General features: G+C 59.6%; 14 protein-coding genes. 1 reads left to right on the forward strand and 13 read right to left on the reverse strand.

Annotation, left to right across the window (positions count from 1 at the left end):
* The 13 genes from ACM6IO_RS18135 to yaaA form a co-directional block, all read right to left on the reverse strand.
* Positions 1-1,371, reverse strand: a 1,371-nt coding sequence (locus ACM6IO_RS18135; protein ID WP_414911979.1) for a mannose-1-phosphate guanylyltransferase/mannose-6-phosphate isomerase, incomplete at its 3' end; no start/stop codon positions are given.
* A 190-nt stretch (positions 1,372-1,561) separates the two neighbouring features.
* Positions 1,562-2,218 (reverse strand): alginate O-acetyltransferase AlgF, encoded by a 657-nt coding sequence (locus tag ACM6IO_RS18140; protein ID WP_414911980.1) that lies wholly within the window; start codon positions 2,216-2,218, stop codon positions 1,562-1,564.
* Positions 2,219-2,232: 14 nt separating this feature from the next.
* The gene (locus ACM6IO_RS18145; RefSeq protein WP_192227779.1) at positions 2,233-3,408 is read right to left on the reverse strand and encodes an alginate O-acetyltransferase; all 1,176 of its coding nucleotides are present in this window, start codon (positions 3,406-3,408) and stop codon (positions 2,233-2,235) included.
* An 11-nt stretch (positions 3,409-3,419) separates the two neighbouring features.
* Positions 3,420-4,985, reverse strand: coding sequence for an MBOAT family O-acyltransferase (locus tag ACM6IO_RS18150; protein ID WP_192227780.1), 1,566 nt, complete (start codon positions 4,983-4,985; stop codon positions 3,420-3,422).
* A 204-nt stretch (positions 4,986-5,189) separates the two neighbouring features.
* Entirely contained in the window at positions 5,190-6,311 is a 1,122-nt protein-coding gene (locus ACM6IO_RS18155; protein WP_008044501.1) for a mannuronate-specific alginate lyase, read from the reverse strand.
* Positions 6,312-6,318: 7 nt separating this feature from the next.
* Complete coding sequence (locus ACM6IO_RS18160; RefSeq protein ID WP_192227782.1) at positions 6,319-7,767, reverse strand: alginate O-acetyltransferase; 1,449 nt, start codon at positions 7,765-7,767, stop codon at positions 6,319-6,321.
* A 10-nt stretch (positions 7,768-7,777) separates the two neighbouring features.
* Positions 7,778-9,349: a mannuronan 5-epimerase AlgG gene (gene algG, locus ACM6IO_RS18165; RefSeq protein WP_414911981.1), complete on the reverse strand. Its 1,572-nt coding sequence runs from the start codon at positions 9,347-9,349 to the stop codon at positions 7,778-7,780.
* A 26-nt stretch (positions 9,350-9,375) separates the two neighbouring features.
* Complete coding sequence (locus ACM6IO_RS18170; RefSeq protein ID WP_414911982.1) at positions 9,376-10,860, reverse strand: alginate export family protein; 1,485 nt, start codon at positions 10,858-10,860, stop codon at positions 9,376-9,378.
* Complete coding sequence (gene algK / locus ACM6IO_RS18175; RefSeq protein ID WP_414911983.1) at positions 10,857-12,362, reverse strand: alginate biosynthesis TPR repeat lipoprotein AlgK; 1,506 nt, start codon at positions 12,360-12,362, stop codon at positions 10,857-10,859. Before algK ends, ACM6IO_RS18170 begins: the two co-directional genes overlap by 4 nt.
* A 15-nt stretch (positions 12,363-12,377) precedes the next feature.
* Entirely contained in the window at positions 12,378-13,547 is a 1,170-nt protein-coding gene (locus tag ACM6IO_RS18180; protein ID WP_226298629.1) for an alginate biosynthesis protein Alg44, read from the reverse strand.
* A gap of 36 nt (positions 13,548-13,583) precedes the next feature.
* Positions 13,584-15,065, reverse strand: coding sequence for a mannuronan synthase (gene alg8 / locus ACM6IO_RS18185; RefSeq protein ID WP_412548042.1), 1,482 nt, complete (start codon positions 15,063-15,065; stop codon positions 13,584-13,586).
* Positions 15,066-15,217: 152 nt separating this feature from the next.
* Positions 15,218-16,534 (reverse strand): nucleotide sugar dehydrogenase, encoded by a 1,317-nt coding sequence (locus tag ACM6IO_RS18190; RefSeq protein ID WP_414911984.1) that lies wholly within the window; start codon positions 16,532-16,534, stop codon positions 15,218-15,220.
* 823 nt (positions 16,535-17,357) lie between these two features.
* The gene (gene yaaA / locus ACM6IO_RS18195) at positions 17,358-18,137 is read right to left on the reverse strand and encodes a peroxide stress protein YaaA (protein ID WP_008025377.1); all 780 of its coding nucleotides are present in this window, start codon (positions 18,135-18,137) and stop codon (positions 17,358-17,360) included.
* A gap of 253 nt (positions 18,138-18,390) precedes the next feature.
* Between yaaA and ACM6IO_RS18200 the strand changes: the two genes are divergently transcribed.
* Positions 18,391-19,515, forward strand: a complete 1,125-nt coding sequence (locus tag ACM6IO_RS18200; protein ID WP_414911985.1) for a polysaccharide deacetylase family protein — start codon at positions 18,391-18,393, stop codon at positions 19,513-19,515.
* The last annotated feature ends 80 nt before the right edge of the window (positions 19,516-19,595 follow it).

The raw sequence follows: 19,595 nt of genomic DNA on the forward strand, positions 1-19,595 counted from the left end.
GTCCTCACCCAGATAGCTGCCCGATTGCACTTCAATAATCTCGAGTGGAATCTTGCCCGGGTTGCGCAAACGGTGAACCGAAGCAATCGGAATGTAGGTCGACTGGTTCTCGCACAGCAGGAACACGTTCTCGTCGCAGGTCACTTCAGCGGTGCCGCTGACCACGATCCAGTGTTCGGCGCGGTGGTGGTGCATTTGCAGTGACAGGCACGCGCCCGGTTTGACCGAGATGTGCTTGACCTGGAAGCGACCGCCCATGTCCACCGAGTCGTAGGAACCCCACGGACGATAGACTTCGCAGTGGTTCTGGGTTTCGCTGCGGCCCTGTTCGTTGAGGGTGTTGACCATCTGTTTCACGCCTTGGACCGAGTCCTTGTGCGCGATCATCATGGCGTCCTTGGTTTCGACGACCACGATGTTTTCCAGGCCGATCACCGACACCAGTTTGCCGTTGCCGTGGATCATGCAGTTTTTGCTGTCCTGAATGACCACGTCGCCTTTGGTGACGTTACCGTTGATGTCCTTGTCATTTACTTCCCACAGCGACGCCCAGCAACCGACATCGCTCCAGCCGGCAGTCAGCGGTACGACGCAGGCGCGCTGGGTTTTTTCCATGACCGAGTAATCGATGGAATTGTCCGGGCAGCAGGCGAAGGTGGCTTCGTCGATGGTGACGGTGTCGGCGTCCTGTTGGCTGCGTTCCAGGGTCAGCAGGCAGGTGTCGTAGATGTCCGGATCGTGCTTTTTCAGCTCTTCGAGGAAGCGGCTGGCGCGGAACAGGAACATGCCGCTGTTCCAGAAGTAGCCGCCGGACTGGACGAACTCGGTGGCGCGTTTCACGTCCGGTTTTTCAACGAAGTGCGAGACGCGACTGACGCCTTCCGGCAGCAGCGAGTCGTTGGTCGACTTGATGTAGCCGTAGCCGGTTTCCGGTTTGGTCGCCGGGACGCCGAACAGCACCATTTCGCCGTTTTCGGCGGCGACAGTGGCCAGGGCCAGGGCGCGTTGCAGGGCTTTCTGGTCTTCCAGTACGTGGTCGGCCGGCAGCACCAGCATCAGTTCGTCGCGACCTTCGTTGACCAGCATCATCGCGGTCAGGGCCACAGCCGGCGCGGTGTTGCGGCCGAACGGTTCCATCAGGATGCGCTGGGTTTCCAGCTTACGGTTGCTCAGTTGCTCGTTGACGATGAAACGGTGGTCTTTGTTGCAGACCACGATCGGGGTGTCCATGCCTTCGAACACCAGGCGTTCCAGGGTTTGCTGGAACAGCGTGTGTTCGCCGGTCAGGGCGAGGAATTGTTTAGGGAACTGCTTACGGGAAAGCGGCCAAAGACGTGAGCCACTACCACCTGACAAGATCACCGGAATCATGTTGTTACTCCTTGAAAATCGTATGGGTCAGAGCTACTGCGTTCTGTCGTTTCACTCTTGTTTTTGTTTCGTGTCCCGACTGACATCTCGGTCCCTTGTAGGAGCATGGCTTGCCAGCGAAGGCGGTCTCGAGGGCCTCTTCGCCGGCAAGCCGTGCTCCTACAGGGCACGGGTCAACCGGGTAAATTTGTTAGCGCGTCGAAACCGGGCGTTTTACCCAGACTGGCGACAGGCTGCTGCCGTTGCCGGTGACGTACAGCACCGCCGCTTCACCGCGTTCCAGGGCAACCGGTTTCACGTCGCCCACTTTCGTGGCGCCATCGTATAGCGCCAGGCTGACTTTGACCGGGTTGATTTCACGCTCGCCACGGCCCTTGGCGGCCACGGACGGGACCACTTCGGTCTTGCCGTCGGCGGTTTTCAGGGTCAGGGCCTTGTCGCTCAGGTTCTGTACGCGAACCAGGGATTTCTGCTTGTTCTTGAACGGCGGCTCTTCGATCAGTTGTGGCGCGCCGCTGGCGTTGGTGACCAGGGTGTAATAGTGATCGCCGGCCAGTTTCACCGGCAGGGTCTGGCTGCCGACCTTGGCGCTGTAGTCGCCGCCCGGCATGAAGCTGAAGTCAGTGCTGGACAGCGGCGCGACGTCGCTCAGGCTGGTGCTGCCGACGGTGGCGCTGACTTCAGCGTTACCGGCGTTATAGACCCGTACGAAGCTCGAACCTTTAGGCGCGGTCGGACCGTAGAGGGCCGAGTCACCGGCGGCGAAGGCGTTCATGGACAGCACGCTGAAGGTTGCGGCCAGAGCAAAGGTCTTGGCGAGACGGCGAGGAGTAGTAGTGAAAGTCATGGTGTACCTCTCTTTCAGTTTTGCGCCCGGTCGGGCGTCTCGGATTTAGTGTTTACGGCTACGTTTTGTTGGCGAGCGCCGGCTTCTTTGAGCGCTGCGACCCACTGCGGGTCGGCGTCGCCGATTTCGTTGTTTACAGGCAGATAACGTTCAGGAAACTCCCAGATCAGCACTTGTGGCGGGCTGTTCTTGAAGGCATCGCTTTTCAGGTAGCTGAGCATCGGCAGAATCGGGCCGTGGCCGTCTTCGGCGTAATTGACCACGTCGCTGTTCAGCGCTTCTTTCAGCGCGCCGACGAAGTTCCAGTTCGGGTTGGCGCTGTAGCTGGTGCCGATCAGGGCCACCGGCACTTCGGTGTTGGCAAACAGCGCGTCATCACCGCCAGCCTGATCGTCGGCCACCACGGTGTTGCGCTTCTGCAGCGGCTCGGTCGCCGGCATCAGGTTTTCGAACAGTGGGTCGAGCGGCAGGAACAAACGCAGGTCACCCTTGTGGGTCACTTTCTCTGCCGGCTCGGTGACGAAGCGTTGAGGCTCGCCGCTGAGCGGGGTTTTCTCGGCAATGGTTTTGGCCAGGGTCTGGGCGGCGATTTGCGCGCCTTCCGGGGTCCAGTGGGTGTCGGTGCGCAGGAACACTTGCTGACCGTCGAGCTTGGCCTTCAGCAGAGGGCCGTACAGGTCGGGTGCGAGGATCTTGTTTGCCGCCAGACGAGCGTGGAAGTCCTCATAAAGATTGGCGTGAATGCTCGAAGGCTTCACTTCGCCCAGGTGTTCCGGATACAGGCGAGTCTTGGCCGGCACGATCGCCATCACCAGTTTCACGCCTTTCTCTTTCAGTTCCTGGCGCACGCCTTCGACCAGCGCGTAGTTGCCTTGCAGGTTCAACTCTTCGTTGACGATCGGGTTGAATTCTTCATCGCTGTACAACCACTGATCGCGACCGAGCACGACGCCCGGACGACCTTCGTTGAACAGTTTGAAATCCAGCGCAGCCCAGAGGTTGGTGCCCAGGCGCTTGATCGGGAACTCGTCGTCGTAGTGCGTTTCGACAGCCTTGGCCCAACGGCCATTGAGCACCGTCGCATCGGCGTTGGTGCTGAAGCCGAAGAAGCTGCGCGTCGACCACAGGCCCAGGACCAGCAAGGTCACCATAAACAGGCTGATATAGAAGATGCGTAATGAGCGGGTCATGGTCAGATCCCTCAGAACTGGAAGTAAAGGAACGGCGAGAAGCTTTGCGCCGAGAGTTTGAAAATCGAGGCAATGAACAGCAGCAGTACCAGCGTGCGCATCACGTAACGCGACCAGTCTGCCGTCCAGTAAGCCGGCTGCACGGTGGCTTCAACGCCAACGGTGTAGCCCGGTTGGTGGATGCTGGCCGGGTTGTCGCCCGGTACGGCTTTGATCATTCCTGGTGTCGCACCGGCAGGGCCATCGGCCTCGACGTTGACCGCAGGTTTGGTCTTGACCGGTGGCTGGTTGCTGTAGAAATCACGAATGCCGAAGAACGCCAGGGTTGCGTACGCCACCACCAGAGTCGCTACTTGCAGACCGGTGAGGTTGGCCTCGTTGAGTTCCGACAGCGACCACTCGCCGAAGCTGAACATCGCGCCGTACATACGGCCGGCGACGTGCAGGTTTTCGGCGCGGAAGATCACCCAGCCCATCACCACCAGCAGGAAGGTCAGCGCCCAGCGGATCGGGTTGATGCTGCGTGGCGAAGTGTTCAGGCCCAGAGCCTTTTCGATCGCCAGCCACATGCCGTGCCACGCACCCCACACGATGTAGGTGATGTTCGCGCCGTGCCACAGACCACCGAGGAGCATGGTCAGGAACAGGTTGCGATAGGTCATCAGCGTGCCTTTGCGGTTACCGCCCAGCGTGATGTACAGGTAGTCACGCAGCCAGGTGGACAGGCTGATGTGCCAGCGACGCCAGAACTCGGTGATCGACTGGCTGATGTACGGCTGCTTGAAGTTTTCCATGAAGCGGAAACCCATCATCAAGCCCAGGCCGATGGCCATGTCGCTGTAACCGGAGAAGTCGAAATACAACTGCGCGGTGTACGCCAGCGCGCCGAGCCAGGCATCGCCCGTGGTCGGGTTTTGCAAGGCGAAGCAATGGTCGGCCACCACCGCGAGGGTGTCGGCGATGAAGACCTTCTTGATGAAACCCTGCATGAACCGCGTGCAGCCCTCGGAGAACTTGTCGAGGGTGTGGGTGCGGTTGTTGAACTGGTCGGCGAGGTCGCGGAAACGCAATACCGGGCCGGCAATCAGGTGCGGGAAGATCGCCACGAACGCCGCAAAGTCGATCAGGTTGCGTGTTGCCGGGGTGTCACCACGGTAGACGTCGATGATGTAGCTGATGGACTCGAAGATGTAGAACGAGATCCCGATCGGCAACAGCACGTGGGTCAGGATGAACGGCGACAGACCGACCGACGTCATCATCGCGTTGATGCTGTCGACACCGAAGTTGGCGTACTTGAAGTAGCCGAGAATGCACAGGTCGACGGCCACGCCGAGCAGCAGCCAGCGCTGGGCCGGTTTGGTCCGAACGCCTGCGGCGCCGACTTTGAGGCCGATCCAGTAGTTCCACAGCGTGACGGCAGCGAACAACGCCAGGAAGTCCACGCGCCACCAGGCATAGAACACATAGCTGGCGATCAGCAGCAGCAGGTTGCGATAGCGTATTCCGCTCAAGTAGTACATGCCGAGAAAGATCGGCAGGAACAAAAACAGGAACACGTTGGATGAAAATACCATCCCGGTCTCTCCATGTTTAACCAACAGTCAAGGGCCGCAGCCCCCCCAAACCCCCCCACCAAAAACCTGGGGAGATGTATTGCATTCAAACCACCGCGATCCTTGTAGGAGCGAGGCTTGCCCGCGAAGGCCGTTACGCGGTGGAACTGATGAACCGTGTCATCGTTCTTCGCGGGCAAGCCTCGCTCCTACAGGGGTTATGCGTTAAGAACCTTTGCCTTTTTCGTTCGCCGGGTCGTAGACCTTGGTCAGGTCACCCCCGAGGCGGAAGGTCTTGAACGGCTGCATCTCGTGCTTTTTCTCAAGCACATCCGGCGAGCAGGTGTAGAGCGTGCAGAACGGTTCGAGCCAGGCGAATTTCGAGTCGACCTTGAGGTCGGTCATGTCCTGTTCCTTGCCGTTCTTGTTCTCGAATTCGTCCGGGTCTTTAACCCCGGCGAGCACCCGATCACCCAAACGTTTCAAAGCGCCGTTGTTTTCCTGGCGCAGATCCACACCGTTGACCTGAGCGAAACTGGCGATCATCGCCAGCGGTGGCAGGGCGTAGTTGTGATAGGCGAGGGCGCGTTGCTGGCGCTTGAGTTCGTTGGGCAAGAAGCCTTGGGCGTCGACCTGATTGGCGCCGACCTTGTATTCCTTCACGGCCCAGTCGAACAGGTCGCGGCGGTTGGTGGCGACGGATGTTGCCATCACCGACCAGGCGGCCCAGTACGAGTGGTTGTTGGTTTGTTCCAGCGGCAGGTTGTCCCAATCGCTGACCACCTGATCGGCCATTTTGCTGAACCAGGCTTCAATCAACTGCGACTCTTGCTGATGGTTCGCCAACGGGTGCGAGTCGGAGAATTTCAGGCGGATGTACGAAGACGCCATGCTGCCCAACGCCCATTTGCGCATCGATTTGCCGGTGTGGTTGAAGTCTTTGGACATCAACGCATCGGCCTTGGCCCAGGCGGTCAACCAGTTCAGCGTGCATTCGAGCTGTTCCGGGCGACCGTCACGCATGAACTGCATCACGCGCTTGCTGGTGCCGCGCTCGATCTTGGTGATGTCGGCGGTGGTGTCGCGGAAGGCTTTTTCCGATACCTCGTTCAGGGTCGAACGGGCCTTGTCGGAACCTTCGTATTTGCTGCGAAATTGCAGCGCGCCGGTGTACGGCGTCGGCATCGCGTCACAGCCTTCTTTGCTGTCGCCGGTTTTGACTTTTTCAATCGGCGCGAAGTAACCCTGTGGCGGACGCAGCGGCGCGGCGGCCTGGGTGGCGCCGGCGAACATGGCCAGCGTCAGCAGGGAGGGCGCGAGTAGTTTTTTCAAAGTTCGGGTTTGCATGATTGCCTCATTGCCCGACCGAAGCAGTACGCTGCTCGGCACTCGGGAACACGTTGCGTTTGCAGATTTTCGCTTCGACTTTCTGCTGCGCGGCACCTGCTTCAGGACCCTGGATTTCGACGGCCAGCAGATTCTGCGAGGCCCAGTCTTCGTCCGTGCGCAACTCAAAGGCGAAACGCCCGTCGGTGTCGGAGGTTTCCGGTTTTTCGATCTTGATGTCCTCGTGGCGACCGTTCATGTACCAGAGGGTGGCTTGCAGGGTTTTCACCGACGGATCGGCGAAACGGATGTCGACCTGGTGACTGCTGTTTTGCAGGTTCAGGTTCTTGCTGTTGACCATCAATTCGTTCTTGCCCGGTTTCAACGTGGTGCTGCCGGACATCTGTGCATCCTTGCCTTCACAACCGTTGTCCAGCAGCGCCATCATCTGGCGGTAGATGGTTTCCTGGTCGAGGCGGTAGAGCGGCGAGAATTCCCAGATCAGAATCTTCGGCGGCTTGGTCTGGAACTCTTCGCTGCCCAGGTACTGCAGCATCGAACCTTCCAGGCCACCGCCGGGGAACGCCACGTTGAGGATGTCGGCGCCGATGGCCTCTTCGAGGAAACCGGCGAAGTTGTAGTTCTTGCCACTGTGGCTGGTGCCGACCAGGGTGATTTCCGGGTTGCCGGAATCACTGAACAGATCGCCATCCGCTGCTTCGCCTTTTGGCTCGGTAGTGAATTGATCCATGTACTGGATCGCGTAGCTGGTGCCACAGAGTTGACCGGCCATGTTGTGCAACGTTCCGGTCTTGCCCATGCGACCCGACTTGTGGCTCTCGAATTCACGCTTGGGAATGCCGGCAAACTCAGGCAGTTGCTTGATTTTCTCGCCGACGATTTTTGCCGTGCGCTGGGCGCCATACGGCGTCCAGTGCTGGTCGCCACGGAAGTAGAAGTCGTGGGCGGGCAGGGTGTCGGGCAGCGACTCGTTGGTCAGCGGCGACAGGTCCGGCACCACGTAACCCATGGCGGCGAAACGGCCGAGCATGGTCTTGTAGTTCCTCAGCGCCTTGTCGAAATCGAACCTGGCCTTGTCTTCCGGATTGAGCTTGTTGCGGTTCACCAGGCCACGAGTGGGTTGATAAACAATCACCAGCTCCACGCCTTTGCTCTTGAACGCATCGTGCAGTTCTTTCATGCGTTTGTAGCCGGCGGGGGTGGTGTCGAATTCGGTGCGCAAGTCTTCTTGCGTACGGAACAGCCAGTCACCCTGAGCCTGCACCAGCGTGGTGAAGTTCTGCTGATAACGCGTGGTGTAGTTCTTCGCGTCGTGGGCTTCGGGGCACAGGTTGCAGCACGGTTCGGCGCTGAAGGTCGGCGCTTTGGCTTCATCTGCACGAACGCCGCCGCTGGCCGCGAGAATGCCGGCGGTCAGGGCCGACAGGCTGAGTAATTTGATCAAGTGTGGGTGCATAAAATTATCCTCAGTCCCGCATTTCGGTCTGGCGTTCGACAGGGTCGATCAGCACGGCTTTCTGCTGGCGCACCAGCAGGTCGAGAATTTCATCCTGACGCTCGCCGAGAATCCCGCTGAAGCTGATGCCGCTGGATTTGGTCGGGGCAAGCATGGACACGCGATACAGCTCGACGCTCAGCGGCGAGTCGATGGACAGCGGGCCGCTGCCGTTGCCGGCCAGTTCACCGCCGACAACGATCAGCGACACCTGGGCGTCGAACGGGTCGAGCTTGATGTCCCGGTCGGTGTCGCTCAGGTCCTTGATGTGGCCGTAGACGCCGGTCAGGCCGTTGGCCATGGACAGGTTTTCGTACAGGCGAATGTTCACGCTGTTACGAATGCGGATGCCGTGGCGACGGTTGCTGATCACCTTGTTCGCCCACAGCAGGTTGTCGGCACTCTCGTAGAGGGTGATGCCGTCGGTGTGGTTCTTGTAGATCTCGTTGTAGGCGATGATGTTGTTGACGCTGTTCCGGTCGATCACCAGGCCCGACAACTTGTTGTCGTAGCTGCGGTTGTTGAAGATGAAGCTGTCGTTGACCTCACGGGAAATGATGATCCCGTGCTTCTTCTTGGTCCCGTAGACGGTGTTGTCGGCGATGATCAGGCCGTGCGAACGGTCATGCGGGTCGATGCCGTAGACGATGTTGTCTTTGTAGGTGTTGCCCTTGACCACGAAGTCGCGGGTTTCGTAGCAGTAGAAGCCGTACCACATGTCCGAGAACTCGGAGCCGATGATCCAGCCGGTCGGTTCAGGACGCTTGAGCACCTTGGCCATGTTCGGCGTGTATTGGGAAATACTTACGCCGTAGGACTTACTGTTGGCGTAGCCGAAACTGGCCATCTTGCTGTTGGCGATGTAGGTCTGGGTGCCGCCCCAGGCCAGCAGGAACGGACGGAATTCCTTCGGCGACTTGAACGTCGCCGGGCCGTTGTCCTTCTCGCGCCAGCCAGTGATTTTGGTGTCGCGCACAAACAGCTGGCCGTCGTTGACCAGGAATGAACCGGCCTCTTGGGACAGGCGCAATTCCTGGGTCTGCTTGTCGATTTCGAGGATGCCTTTCTCACCGACCACAATCGGCAATTTCGCCAGGAACACGCCCGGCGAGGTTTCGCTGAAGTACTGCTTGGGCAGTTTCTTCGCCAGGTCCTTGAGGTTCATGTAGCCGTCGTCGATGAAGATCGCCTGCGGGATACCGTGCTGACGCACCACCCACTCGGCCATCTTGTTATCGCCGCCGATGAAGTCCTTCAGCGCGTTCTCTTGCATCATCCGACGCACACTGATTTTGCCGGCCTTGGTGCGCACGATTTTCGCGGCGATGGCTTCGGCGGTGTAGCCGGCGGTGTCTGGCAGTGTCGGCTTTTCCAGTTCCAGCGGCGCGGTCGGGGCGCTGCTGACGGTGTAGGTCTTGGCCTGTTGCAGTTCCTTGGCCATGGTCACCGGCTTGGTCGGTTCCACGTTGGCGAAGGCGGCCGAGCTTGCCAGCAGCATCGCGCCGGCCAGCAAGGTCAACGAGCCTCTCTTCGGACTGTTCATGTCAGGAACTCCCTTAGCGGTTCGCATCAGAAGCGCCAGATCACGTCGATGAACGCGCGGTGCATGTACGAGTCGACTTCTTTGCCGTAGGCATCGCCCGGCTTGAACACGCCGCCACGCAAGCGCACCAGGGCCGACGGTTCGTCGATCGACTGGCTCAGCGCGGCAGGCAACAGGCCTTGCTTGAAGTACTTGGTGACCACAAGGTCCATTTCCTGGCCGAGGTCTTTGTTGCCATCTTCCAGCGGCAGGGACGTGCTGAAGAGAATCGCGCCGGTTGGGTCGGTGTCGTTCTCGACGGCGTTGATGCCGTTGCTGCCGACCGGCTTGTTGCCGTCAACGCGCCAGAACTTGTGGTAGATCACGCTGGCGTCGTACTCGTCGTTGAGCATCCACGAACCGAACAACGTAGCGGTCTGCATGTTGTTCATTTCGCCACGGAACGCTTCGCCGAAGCGGTGAACCCGCGAGCGAGTACCGGTGTAGTTCGAGCGGTTGCTTTCCAGACCGTTCTGTTCGTAATCGGCACTGGCGCGGGCATAGGCTGCACCCACTTGCCATTGCGGATCGAGGCGCAGGCGCACACCGATATCGGTGGCCCAGCCGTTGAGGTCTTCACCGCGCTTGGCTTCCGTCGGACGAGTGCCGTCGGCGTTGAGCTGATTCACCGTGTCGGTGTCGCCGCTCATGCCGGTGATGCTGCCCCAGTAATTGACGGTGTTGGTGTTGCGGTAGTTGTAGGCGTCGCTGTCAGCGGTGAGGCCGAGCCAGCTGATGTCGCCGTTCTGTTTCTTGTCCAGCGAGTCGCCGGGCACACCCGGTTCCGGGTAATCGAGCTTGCCGTCATCGTGGGTGTGATGACCGCGAATGCCGACCCAGTTGCCCGGTGTCCACTGATACGCCGTGTCGGCGTAAACGTGCAGGCGGTCCTTGTCTTTTGGCGCCAACTCTTTGAGGTCGGTGCGGTATTCGCTGAAGCGTTCGGCGACGCCGACGTTGGCGCGCAACAGCGTGGTGTCGAAGGTCCAGTTCAGGGCTTCGATGTTGGTGTCGCGCCATTGGCCGTCGTCGTTGCGCAGGCGTTGACGACCGAGCTTCAACTGCTCGCCCGGATACGGTGTCAGGCCGCTGTAGCCGACCCAGAACTCGCGCATCGCCAGGTAGTTTTTCTTGGTCTTGCGATCACCGTTGTCGGTGGTCTGGGTGCCGTCGCTGTCGGACTGCTGCAAGGTGTCGGTTTCGATGATGTCGGTGGACGTCACGGCCTGACCCATGGCGTAGGCGCTCCACGCGCCGCTTTCGCCGTAGACCCAGGGACGCAGGTCGAGACCGACGCCATTGACATCGCCGCCGCTGGCAGTGCCGAGGTCACGGTCGTCTTCGGACTGGCCGGTGATTTTTACGTCCAGACCGAAATTCTTGGTTTCGGTGATTGCCGCCAGGGTCGGGCAAGACCAGATCAGCGCAAACGTCAGGCCGATGCCGGCCTTCATGAATGGATTCAACTTCATAGGGATTCCTCGCCGTCTTCTTCTTGCAGGGCATGCAGTTCCAGCGTGTTCTGGCTCAAGGCACCACGAACGGCCTGTTCTTGTTTCAACAGGCGTTGGGCCTCGGCCAGCTGGGCAGGCGGCAGTTGGGCTTCGAGAGTTTGCGCAAGCTCGGTGGCCTGCGGGGTGTTCTGGGCCTTGGCCAATTGGCTGAAGACATAAGCGTTAAGCGGGTCGGGCTTGGTGCCCTTGCCTTGGGAAAACAGTTGGGCGATGGCGAAGTCGGCGCTGTTCTGGCCGTTGCGCGCAGCGGTCAGCAAGTGGTCCAGTGCCTTCTGCGAATAGACCTTGCCCAGGTAACCACGACGGTAGATCTGGCCGAGGTAGTAATCGGCGGCGACTTCCTTGCCGACGGCTTTCTGGAAATGTGCTTCGGCGACTTTCGCGTCCGCCGGCACCCATTTGCCTTCGTAGTAGAGCTTGCCGAGCAACAGTTCGGCGCGCGGCTGGTCAGCGGCGCGGCCGTTGTCCAGGTACTTCATCATCGTGTCGACGTCGCCGAGTTCCGGGAAGTCGTAGAGCAATTGCGCCAGGCTGACCCACGAAGCGGGGTAGGCGGGGGCGATGTCTTCGAGCAGTGCCTGAGCGGTTTTTTCGTCGGTCTTGCCCAGGCTTGCATCACCGAGCACACGAGCGACGCTGTCCACGCGCTGAGCGGAAACGGTGCCACGGGTATGTGCCGCTTGCATCTGCTTGATCAGCTCGGCTTGCTGTTCCGGTTTGCCTTGTTTCTGGTAAACCGTGGCCAGCTCGACGTAGCAGATGTCGGTGGTGTTCAACGCCGCTTTGCAGATCGTTGCGACTTCGTCCAGGTGCTGGTCGTAAGTGCCTTGGGTGCGATAGAGCAGCACCTGGGCCAGGCCGGCTTCCGGTTTGCCTTCGGCGCGCCATTGGCTGATCTGCTGTTGCGCGTTGACGTTGGGGAAACTGTGCGGGTATTGCAGGTACAGCATCGCCAGCGGGATCAGCGTGTTGCCTTCGCCATTGGCCGAAGCCTTTTTCAGCAGGGCTTCAGCTTCGTGCTGTTCGGCTTCGGTGGAGCCGGGTTTGGCCACCAGCAAGCGACCCAGGCGAGCCTGCGCTCGCGGCGAAACGTCGGCCGCCGCGCGGTAAGTCGCCTCGGCCTGCTTGACCTGCGCCGGGTCGCGGCTGTCGACCTGGATATCGGCGAGGCCTACTTGAGCCTCGCTGTAGCCCAGCTCGGCGAGTTGCTTGTAGTTCTGCTGAGCCAGCGCAGTGTCGCCGCGCTTGAGCGCTTCATTGGCCAGACGCTGGTCGGGCAGACCGGCGCAACCGGCCAGGCTGACTGCCAAAGCAACAGCAGACAGTGAACCCATGTGGGAGCGGGCTTGCTCGCGAAAGCGGTGGGTCAGCCAGCATTGATTCTGAATGTTGAACCGCATTCGCGAGCAAGCCCGCTCCCACAGGGATTGCGGTGATTTCAGGATACTGATGATGGTCACAGGCATGTCCTCGACTTAAAGACCGGAAGCCATGGCTTTATCGATCAGCCAGTTCAGGTTCGGGCCACGGTCACTGTTCACTTCAACCGGGCGACCGGCGAACTTGCTGTCCAGCGGCTCGTCCGGCTGGATCAGCACGCGGATGTCGGACGACAGGTCGGCGCTTTTCAGGCTGGTGCTGCTGACGATCTTGCCGGTGCGGGTCTTGTCTTCGCCGGCAATCTGGAAGTTGACGTTGGTGCCTGGACGCACGTCGCCGAACTGGCGATAGGAGAAGCGCGCTTCAACGTTGGCTTCGCTGTTACGCGGCACCAGTTGGAAGATCACGTCGCCCTTGCTGGCGTACTGACCGTCGGCGACCAGTTGCTGGGCCACGGTGCAATCGCATGGCGAGGTCAGGGTGCCGGTCATTTGCTTGCCGAACAGTTCTTCAACCTTGGCCGGTTGCAGTTGATTGTCGTCAAGATGGCCCTTGAGCACGTCGAGCATGCTGGTGCTGAACGTCGCCAGTGGCGCGCCTTTGGCGGCAACGCCGTCGGCCTTGATCAGGCTTTGCACGGTGCCGTCACGGGGCATGGTGATGTTCATGCCGGGCACGCTGACCAGACCGGCCTGCGCGTGGCTGACGAAATACATGCCGTACACCGATTTGAAAATGAAACCGAACGCCGTCAGACCGACGAGGAAAATCCCCAGGCTGAAGGTCACTGCACGCAGACGACCGAACGCGCTCATGCCGTGGCCGCCGTCCTTCATCTTGCGCGCCTTGGTGAAGTTGTCTCGCTGCAGGGTGGCCAGCACTTCACCCATGCTGACAATGTCGCCGGCCAGGTGCGAGGTGATCAGGTGGCGCAGGGTCGAGATGTCTTGGGGTTCCAGGTTCTGGAACTGGCAACCGGCACGGCCGGTCTGGCGGTCGAAGGAGCGCACTTGCATCTCTACGTCCATGGCCAGGCCGAGGTTATCGATGACGAATTGCAGGCGAGCCTTGTACACGTCGCCGATTTTCAGCGGCAGTTGACCGGCGTTGAAGGCCAGGCCGCCGGCGGAGAGGTCGATCACTCGAGCTTCCATCGGGGTCCGGTCCGGACCGAAGAAGCGCAGCTTGGCCGGGATTTTCACTCGGGCGTGTTGGCGCTGGGCTTCGGATTCATGCACTACGTTGGCGTTGACGGCGGTATTCATAGGGGCGATTTCCTGGTTAATTCAATAAGGGGGCGGTCAGACCATCATCAGCAGCACGGCAACAAAGATGCTGCCGGCGGAGAAGGTCATGGTCCGAGACGACCAGGTGTTGAACCAACGTTGAAAGCTGGCGAGATCACGGGTCAGGGAAGTGGGCTGGCGAGTCCAGGACTGTTGGTCGAGGCGGAAGAACACGTAGATCTTCACCAGCGCACCGACGATCTGGTTGTAATAGAGAATCGCCGGGTAGGCCGGGCCGATCCGGTGACCGGACAACGACAGCAGCACGGTCAGGATCAGGCGGGTAATGCCGATCCACAGCAGGTACACGAGGATGAACGCGGTGCCGTACTTGAAGCTGGCGATCAGCGCGACCGTCAAGCCCAGCAGCGAGGTCCACATCGACACGCGCTGATCGAACAGCACCACCGAGGTGAACAGGCCGAGGCGTTTAACCCCCAGGCCCAGGGCGCGGGCGTTCTGGCGCAGGTTGTTGCCGTACCAGCGGAACATCAGCTTGCGGCTGGCCTTGATGAAGCTTTTTTCCGGCGGGTGTTCCACGGTGTGGATCGCGGCGTCCGGCACGTAGAACGTGTCGTAGCCCAGGCGCATCAGGCTGAACCAGCTCGACTTGTCGTCACCGGTGAGGAACTTGAAGCGGCCCAGGCGCCAGTGTTGCAGCGAGTCGCTTTCCACGTCGGCGATGAAGTCCGGGTTGGTCACGACCGTTGCGCGGAACACCGACATGCGGCCGGTCATGGTCAGCACGCGCTTGGACAAGGCCATCGAGCACATGTTGATGTGACGCTGGGCGAAACGCAGCTTGTGCCACTCGCTCATGATGTAGCCGCCGCGCACTTCGCAGAATTCGTTGGTGGTCAGGCCGCCGACATTGCCGAACAGCTGGAACCACGGCACGGTCTTGAGCACGACGCCTTCGGCGAGCACGGTGTCGCCATCGATCACGGCCACCACGGCGCGGTCGTCCGGCAGGTGACGGGAGATGGCGCGGAAACCGTAGGCCAGGCCATCACGCTTGCCGGTGCCGGGAATGCGCACGAAGTCGAGCTTGACGCGCTCCGGTGGATTCATCTTGGTCCACAGGCTTTTCACCAGCTTCTCATCGGACATTTCCACGATGGAGCAGACCATGGTGGTCGGCAGGCCGCAGTCGATCGCTTCACGGATCACCGAGGCGTAGACCTGGGCGGTGGTCAGCGCGTCGATACGGAAACTGGTGACCATCAAAAACACATGGGACGGGTCTGCCGCTTTACCCAGCTTGCGCACTTTGCGCCGCAGGTGCGGGTAGACCACGTACAGAAACAGCATGCCGCGCAGAAAGTGCGTGGCACCCATCGAGTAGCGCCAGATACCGACGATACCGATCAGGAAAATGAAGTCCTTCGACTCGGAGTCGAACGTGGACACAGGCAACGCCATGGCGATGCCCATCAAAATACTTAAGTAAAACAGCCAACCGGCGGCCTGAAGTAGGCCGTGCTTTAGCCTGTGCATAATCTGCATCCGTCTCGATCTCGGGCGAGGCCCGAATGGGTTAAGGCAGGCGTAAAAACTGTAGGAGCGAGGCTTGCCCGCGAAGGCTGCCTGCCTGACACACCGGGGCGCCTGGTTCGCCGGCAAGCCTGGCTCCTACAGAGCGCGGCGTGTTACCAGCAGATGCCTTCGGTGCGGCCACTCACGCTGGTGGCTTTCGACATGAAGCCGACCAGGTCGATCACTTGCTTGCCGTGCGGAGCGTTCTGCGCCAGGGCGCGGAATTTTTCGTCACGGTTGCCGAGGATGATCACGTCGGAGTTGTTGATCACTTCGTCGAAGTCGGAGTTGAGCAAGGACGAGACGTGAGGAATCTTCGACTCGATGTAGTCCTTGTTCGCACCGTGAACGCGGGCGTATTCGACGTTGGCGTCGTAGATGCTCAGGTCGTAGCCTTTGCCGATCAGCATTTCTGCCAGATCAACCAGCGGGCTTTCGCGCAGGTCGTCGGTGCCGGCCTTGAAGCTCAGGCCCAGCAGGGCGACTTTGCGTTTGTCGTGGCTGGAAACGATGTCGAAGGCGTTCTGCACCTGGGATTCGTTGCTGCGCATCAGCGAGTTCAGCAGCGGCGATTCCACGTCCAGGGCGCCAGCGCGGTAGGTCAGGGCGCGCACGTCTTTGGGCAGGCACGAACCGCCGAAGGCGAAACCAGGGCGCATGTAGTACTGGGACAGGTTCAGTGTCTTGTCCTGGCAGACCACTTCCATCACTTCACGACCATCGACGCCGCACGCCTTGGCGATGTTGCCGATCTCGTTGGCGAAGGTCACCTTGGTGGCGTGCCACACGTTGCAGGTGTACTTGATCATCTCGGCAACGGCGATGTCCTTGCGGATGATCGGCGCGTCGAGTTCTTCGTACAGCGATTGCAGAACGTCGCCGGACGCCTTGTCGAATTCGCCGATGACGGTCATCGGTGGCAGGTCGTAGTCGGCGATCGCGGTGCTTTCGCGCAGGAACTCAGGGTTCACCGCCACACCGAAATCAACACCGGCTTTCTTGCCGGAGCAGTCTTCGAGGATCGGGATGACAACGTTTGCGACGGTGCCCGGCAAAACGGTGCTGCGAACCACGATGGTGTGGCGGGTGGTCTTGTCACGCAGGACAAAACCGATCTCGCGGCACACGGCTTCGATGTAGTTCAGTTCCAGGTCGCCGTTCTTCTTGCTCGGCGTGCCGACGCAGATCATCGACAGGTCGGTGTCGCGAATCGCTTCCGCGAAGTTGGTCGTACCGCGCAGTCGACCAGTCTCGATACCCTTGGCCAGCAGTTCGCCCAGGCCTGGTTCAACGATTGGCGATTTGCCGGAATTGATCATGTCGATCTTGTCTTTGGCGACATCGACGCCAACGACGTCATGGCCCCGTGCAGACAGGCAACCGGCACATACTGCACCGACGTAACCCAAACCAAATATGCTGATGCGCATCGCATTTACCTCTCGTTAACAAGACTGTGTTCAACAAGCCATTACATGGCCGGAATTAAGTGTGTTCAGCAGTTGTAGTGCGCTCGGAAGTGCGGCAGTCAGGCGCCACAATGCCGTGTACAGGCATACTAAGTTCCGAGTGTCTAAATAAGTGCACTCAAGGTGTGCGTAACCAGGCCTTATTATTATGACTTGCCCTGTTATGCAGCCGAGTCCTCTGGTCGAGGTCCTTTGTGCAAAGGTCTTGCGCGCTCAATGCCAGGCCGAAAGCCCGTAAATCAAGCGGTTTGGTGCTCAGGTGAGCACGTTTATAGGGGCGCTGCCTTGGCCGTGTAGGGGATAGTAGTGATGCGTTATCTCCTTTCCTTCAGATGTTGCCCAAATCAGGGATTATGTAGCCGAAGTTATTGTGACAACTTTGCTACGTGAATCTCTTCTCTGCGTAAGTTATCTCGTACATGTTCAGAGATAATGGTTACCGGTGGTATGAGCTACGCATTTGGACATAGTTCCAGTCCGCCCATCGCGAATTCTGAAATTTCTTGAAATATTGAAAAAGATGGCACTGCTTTCATATTGATAGCAACGGCTGTTTCACCCTTGATACATAGGGTCGTCGTTGGATTAGATAGTTTTATGCCACTACTGATAATTTTTTTAAGTGCCACTACTGAAAAAAATCACGAAAGTCGAGTGAAACTAAAGTTAGGATTTTGATTGCTTGAAAAATGGCGCCAAATAACTGGCGAAAAAGGCGGGGGATTGTTTGACGATTTGAAGGCGGTGCACGACGCTTTTGCGGTCGTGCACCGCCCGGGTGCATTTACTCGGGGGCGTGATCGCGCAGGAACACCAGGTTGTCCGGTTTCGACTGCTCGGCACTGTACCGATAGCCCTGAACGTCAAACTGCTTGAGTGCGGCGGGGTCGTTGATGCGTTCTTCGATGACGAAGCGGCTCATCATGCCCCGGGCCTTTTTCGCGTAGAAGCTGATGATCTTGTACTGGCCGTTTTTCAGGTCCTTGAACTCGGTATTGATGATGCGGGCATTCAGGGCGCTGCGTTTGACCGCCGAGAAATACTCGTTGGACGCCAGGTTCAGCAGTACATCATCGCCCTGATCGGCCAGGGCTTCGTTCAACCATTCGCTGATGCGCGTGCCCCAGAAGGCATACAGGTCCTTGCCACGGGCGTTGGGCAATTTGGTGCCCATTTCCAGACGGTACGGTTGCATCAGGTCCAGTGGACGCAACAGGCCATACAGGCCGGACAGCATGCGCAGATGCTGCTGGGCGTAATCGAAATCGGCTTCGCTGAAGGTTTGCGCGTTGAGACCGGTATAAACGTCACCCTTGAACGCCAGCAGGGCCTGTTTGGCGTTTTCAGGCGTGAACGCCGGCGTCCAGCTGCCGAAACGCGCGGCGTTGAGCCCGCCGATCTTGTCGGAGACATGCATCAGCTCGCTGATCTGCGCCGGCGTCAGGTCGCGCAATTGCAGGATCAGCTCCTGGGAATGGTCGAGGTATTGCGGCTGGGTAAAGCGCTGGGTGGCCGGCGGTGTTTCGTAATCGAGGGTCTTGGCGGGGGAAATCACCATCAGCATGAAGTCGTCTCCTTTAATCGTGGGGCGATTCTAGGGGGTTGTCCGTGTTGACTCCAGCTATCAAGTCCATAGGTGATGATCGGTGGCCACGATCCCCTGTAGGAGCGAGGCTTGCCCGCGAAAGCGGTGTGTCAGTTACCGATGATGCCAACTGACACACCGCCTTCGCGGGCAAGCCTCGCTCCTACAGGGGAACGTGGCCAGGGCGGGATCAGCTATAGTGCCGCGCGGGTTTTGTTTTGGAGACATCCCATTGCGTATCGTTTTTCTTTTTACGGCGTGGCTGTTGAGTTTCGGTGCCTTGGCGGCGCCGGGCGATGTGGCGACGCTCGATCGCAGCACCTGGCCTGAACAGCTCAGCAACCCGACGCTGTTCGATGTCGCCTCGCGGGCAGAGATTCTGATGTTCGCGCGCGTGCTGCTGGCCAGCGAATCGCTGGATGACGCAAGCCTGGCCCAGCGCCTGGGCCTGCGCACGATCAATTCGGATTCGGTCAACCATCTGCGCCAGCGCATGTGGCAACGACTGCTGACCAACTACAACTTCGCCCAGCAGAGTTGTGACCAGGACGCTTCCTGGTGTTATCTGGTGGAGGACATGGCCACCTTGCGTCAGCAAGCCGCCAAGTTTCAGGTCAGCGCCGACAGCTACTACATCAAGTGGTCCGAGCCGAGCCGACTGTTCCATGCGCAGTACCTCGACGAGCAATTGCGCAAGGCTGCGCTGTTTCCGCAAACCAGCAGCGAAATCGATCGTTTTGGCGATTACGAGCGCAACGGCGAGCAGATGCATGACCGGCTGTTCCTGTTGACCTTCGACAGCGCCGCCAATGCCGCGCCGGACAACACGGCGTGGGTCACCGAGTACCTGCGCAAGGCCAACATGACGGGCACGTTTTTCGTCCTTGGCAAGGACATTCAGGCGCGTCTGAGCGATCGTTCCGTCGCCAACCTGCAGGCCACTTACTCGGCGCAGTGCATCGGCGTGCAAGGCTGGGAGTTTCGCTCCCACAGCTATTGGCAGGACTGGCAGGACTCGGTGCGGCGCAGCGCCGAACTGGTCAAAAGCAAATTGCCGGAGAACTACGTGCCGTTGTTTCGCCCGCCCGATGGCCAGCGCCGTTCAGACGCGCAAGGCTTCTTCAGATCCCAGGGCCTGCAAGTGGCGCTCTGGGACATCGATGCCCAGGACGGCGCCGGCAAACTCAAGGCCAATCAGAGCGCGCAGCGCGTGCTGACCCTGATGCTGTTGTGGCGGCATGGGGTGATCAACTTCAACATTAAACAGGACGGCGTGAAAACGGCGATGCCCTGGCTTGTGACGCAAACGGCGCTCAGCGGGATCGGTTGGGAAGATTGTCAGGATGCGTTTCGCTGAAAGCGGTAAAGCCCGTAAACATTGGGGGAAAGGCGATTTTGGAGGGAAAATCAGTGCAGGCGGACTTCCGACTTTAACGG

Source organism: Pseudomonas sp. IT-P44, assembly GCF_949768225.1.
Classification (GTDB): Bacteria; Pseudomonadota; Gammaproteobacteria; order Pseudomonadales; family Pseudomonadaceae; genus Aquipseudomonas; species Aquipseudomonas migulae.

Excerpts from the sequence above, each read along its gene's own strand:
- ACM6IO_RS18150 (WP_192227780.1), bottom strand. The coding sequence starts at position 4,985 with ATGGTATTTTCATCCAACGTGTTCCTGTTTTTGTTCCTGCCGATCTTT.
- ACM6IO_RS18145 (WP_192227779.1), bottom strand. The coding sequence starts at position 3,408 with ATGACCCGCTCATTACGCATCTTCTATATCAGCCTGTTTATGGTGACC.
- algG (WP_414911981.1), bottom strand. The coding sequence starts at position 9,349 with ATGAACAGTCCGAAGAGAGGCTCGTTGACCTTGCTGGCCGGCGCGATG.
- alg8 (WP_412548042.1), bottom strand. The coding sequence starts at position 15,065 with ATGCACAGGCTAAAGCACGGCCTACTTCAGGCCGCCGGTTGGCTGTTT.
- ACM6IO_RS18140 (WP_414911980.1), bottom strand. The coding sequence starts at position 2,218 with ATGACTTTCACTACTACTCCTCGCCGTCTCGCCAAGACCTTTGCTCTG.
- ACM6IO_RS18155 (WP_008044501.1), bottom strand. The coding sequence starts at position 6,311 with ATGCAAACCCGAACTTTGAAAAAACTACTCGCGCCCTCCCTGCTGACG.
- ACM6IO_RS18160 (WP_192227782.1), bottom strand. The coding sequence starts at position 7,767 with ATGCACCCACACTTGATCAAATTACTCAGCCTGTCGGCCCTGACCGCC.
- yaaA (WP_008025377.1), bottom strand. The coding sequence starts at position 18,137 with ATGCTGATGGTGATTTCCCCCGCCAAGACCCTCGATTACGAAACACCG.
- ACM6IO_RS18190 (WP_414911984.1), bottom strand. The coding sequence starts at position 16,534 with ATGCGCATCAGCATATTTGGTTTGGGTTACGTCGGTGCAGTATGTGCC.
- ACM6IO_RS18170 (WP_414911982.1), bottom strand. The coding sequence starts at position 10,860 with ATGAAGTTGAATCCATTCATGAAGGCCGGCATCGGCCTGACGTTTGCG.
- ACM6IO_RS18180 (WP_226298629.1), bottom strand. The coding sequence starts at position 13,547 with ATGAATACCGCCGTCAACGCCAACGTAGTGCATGAATCCGAAGCCCAG.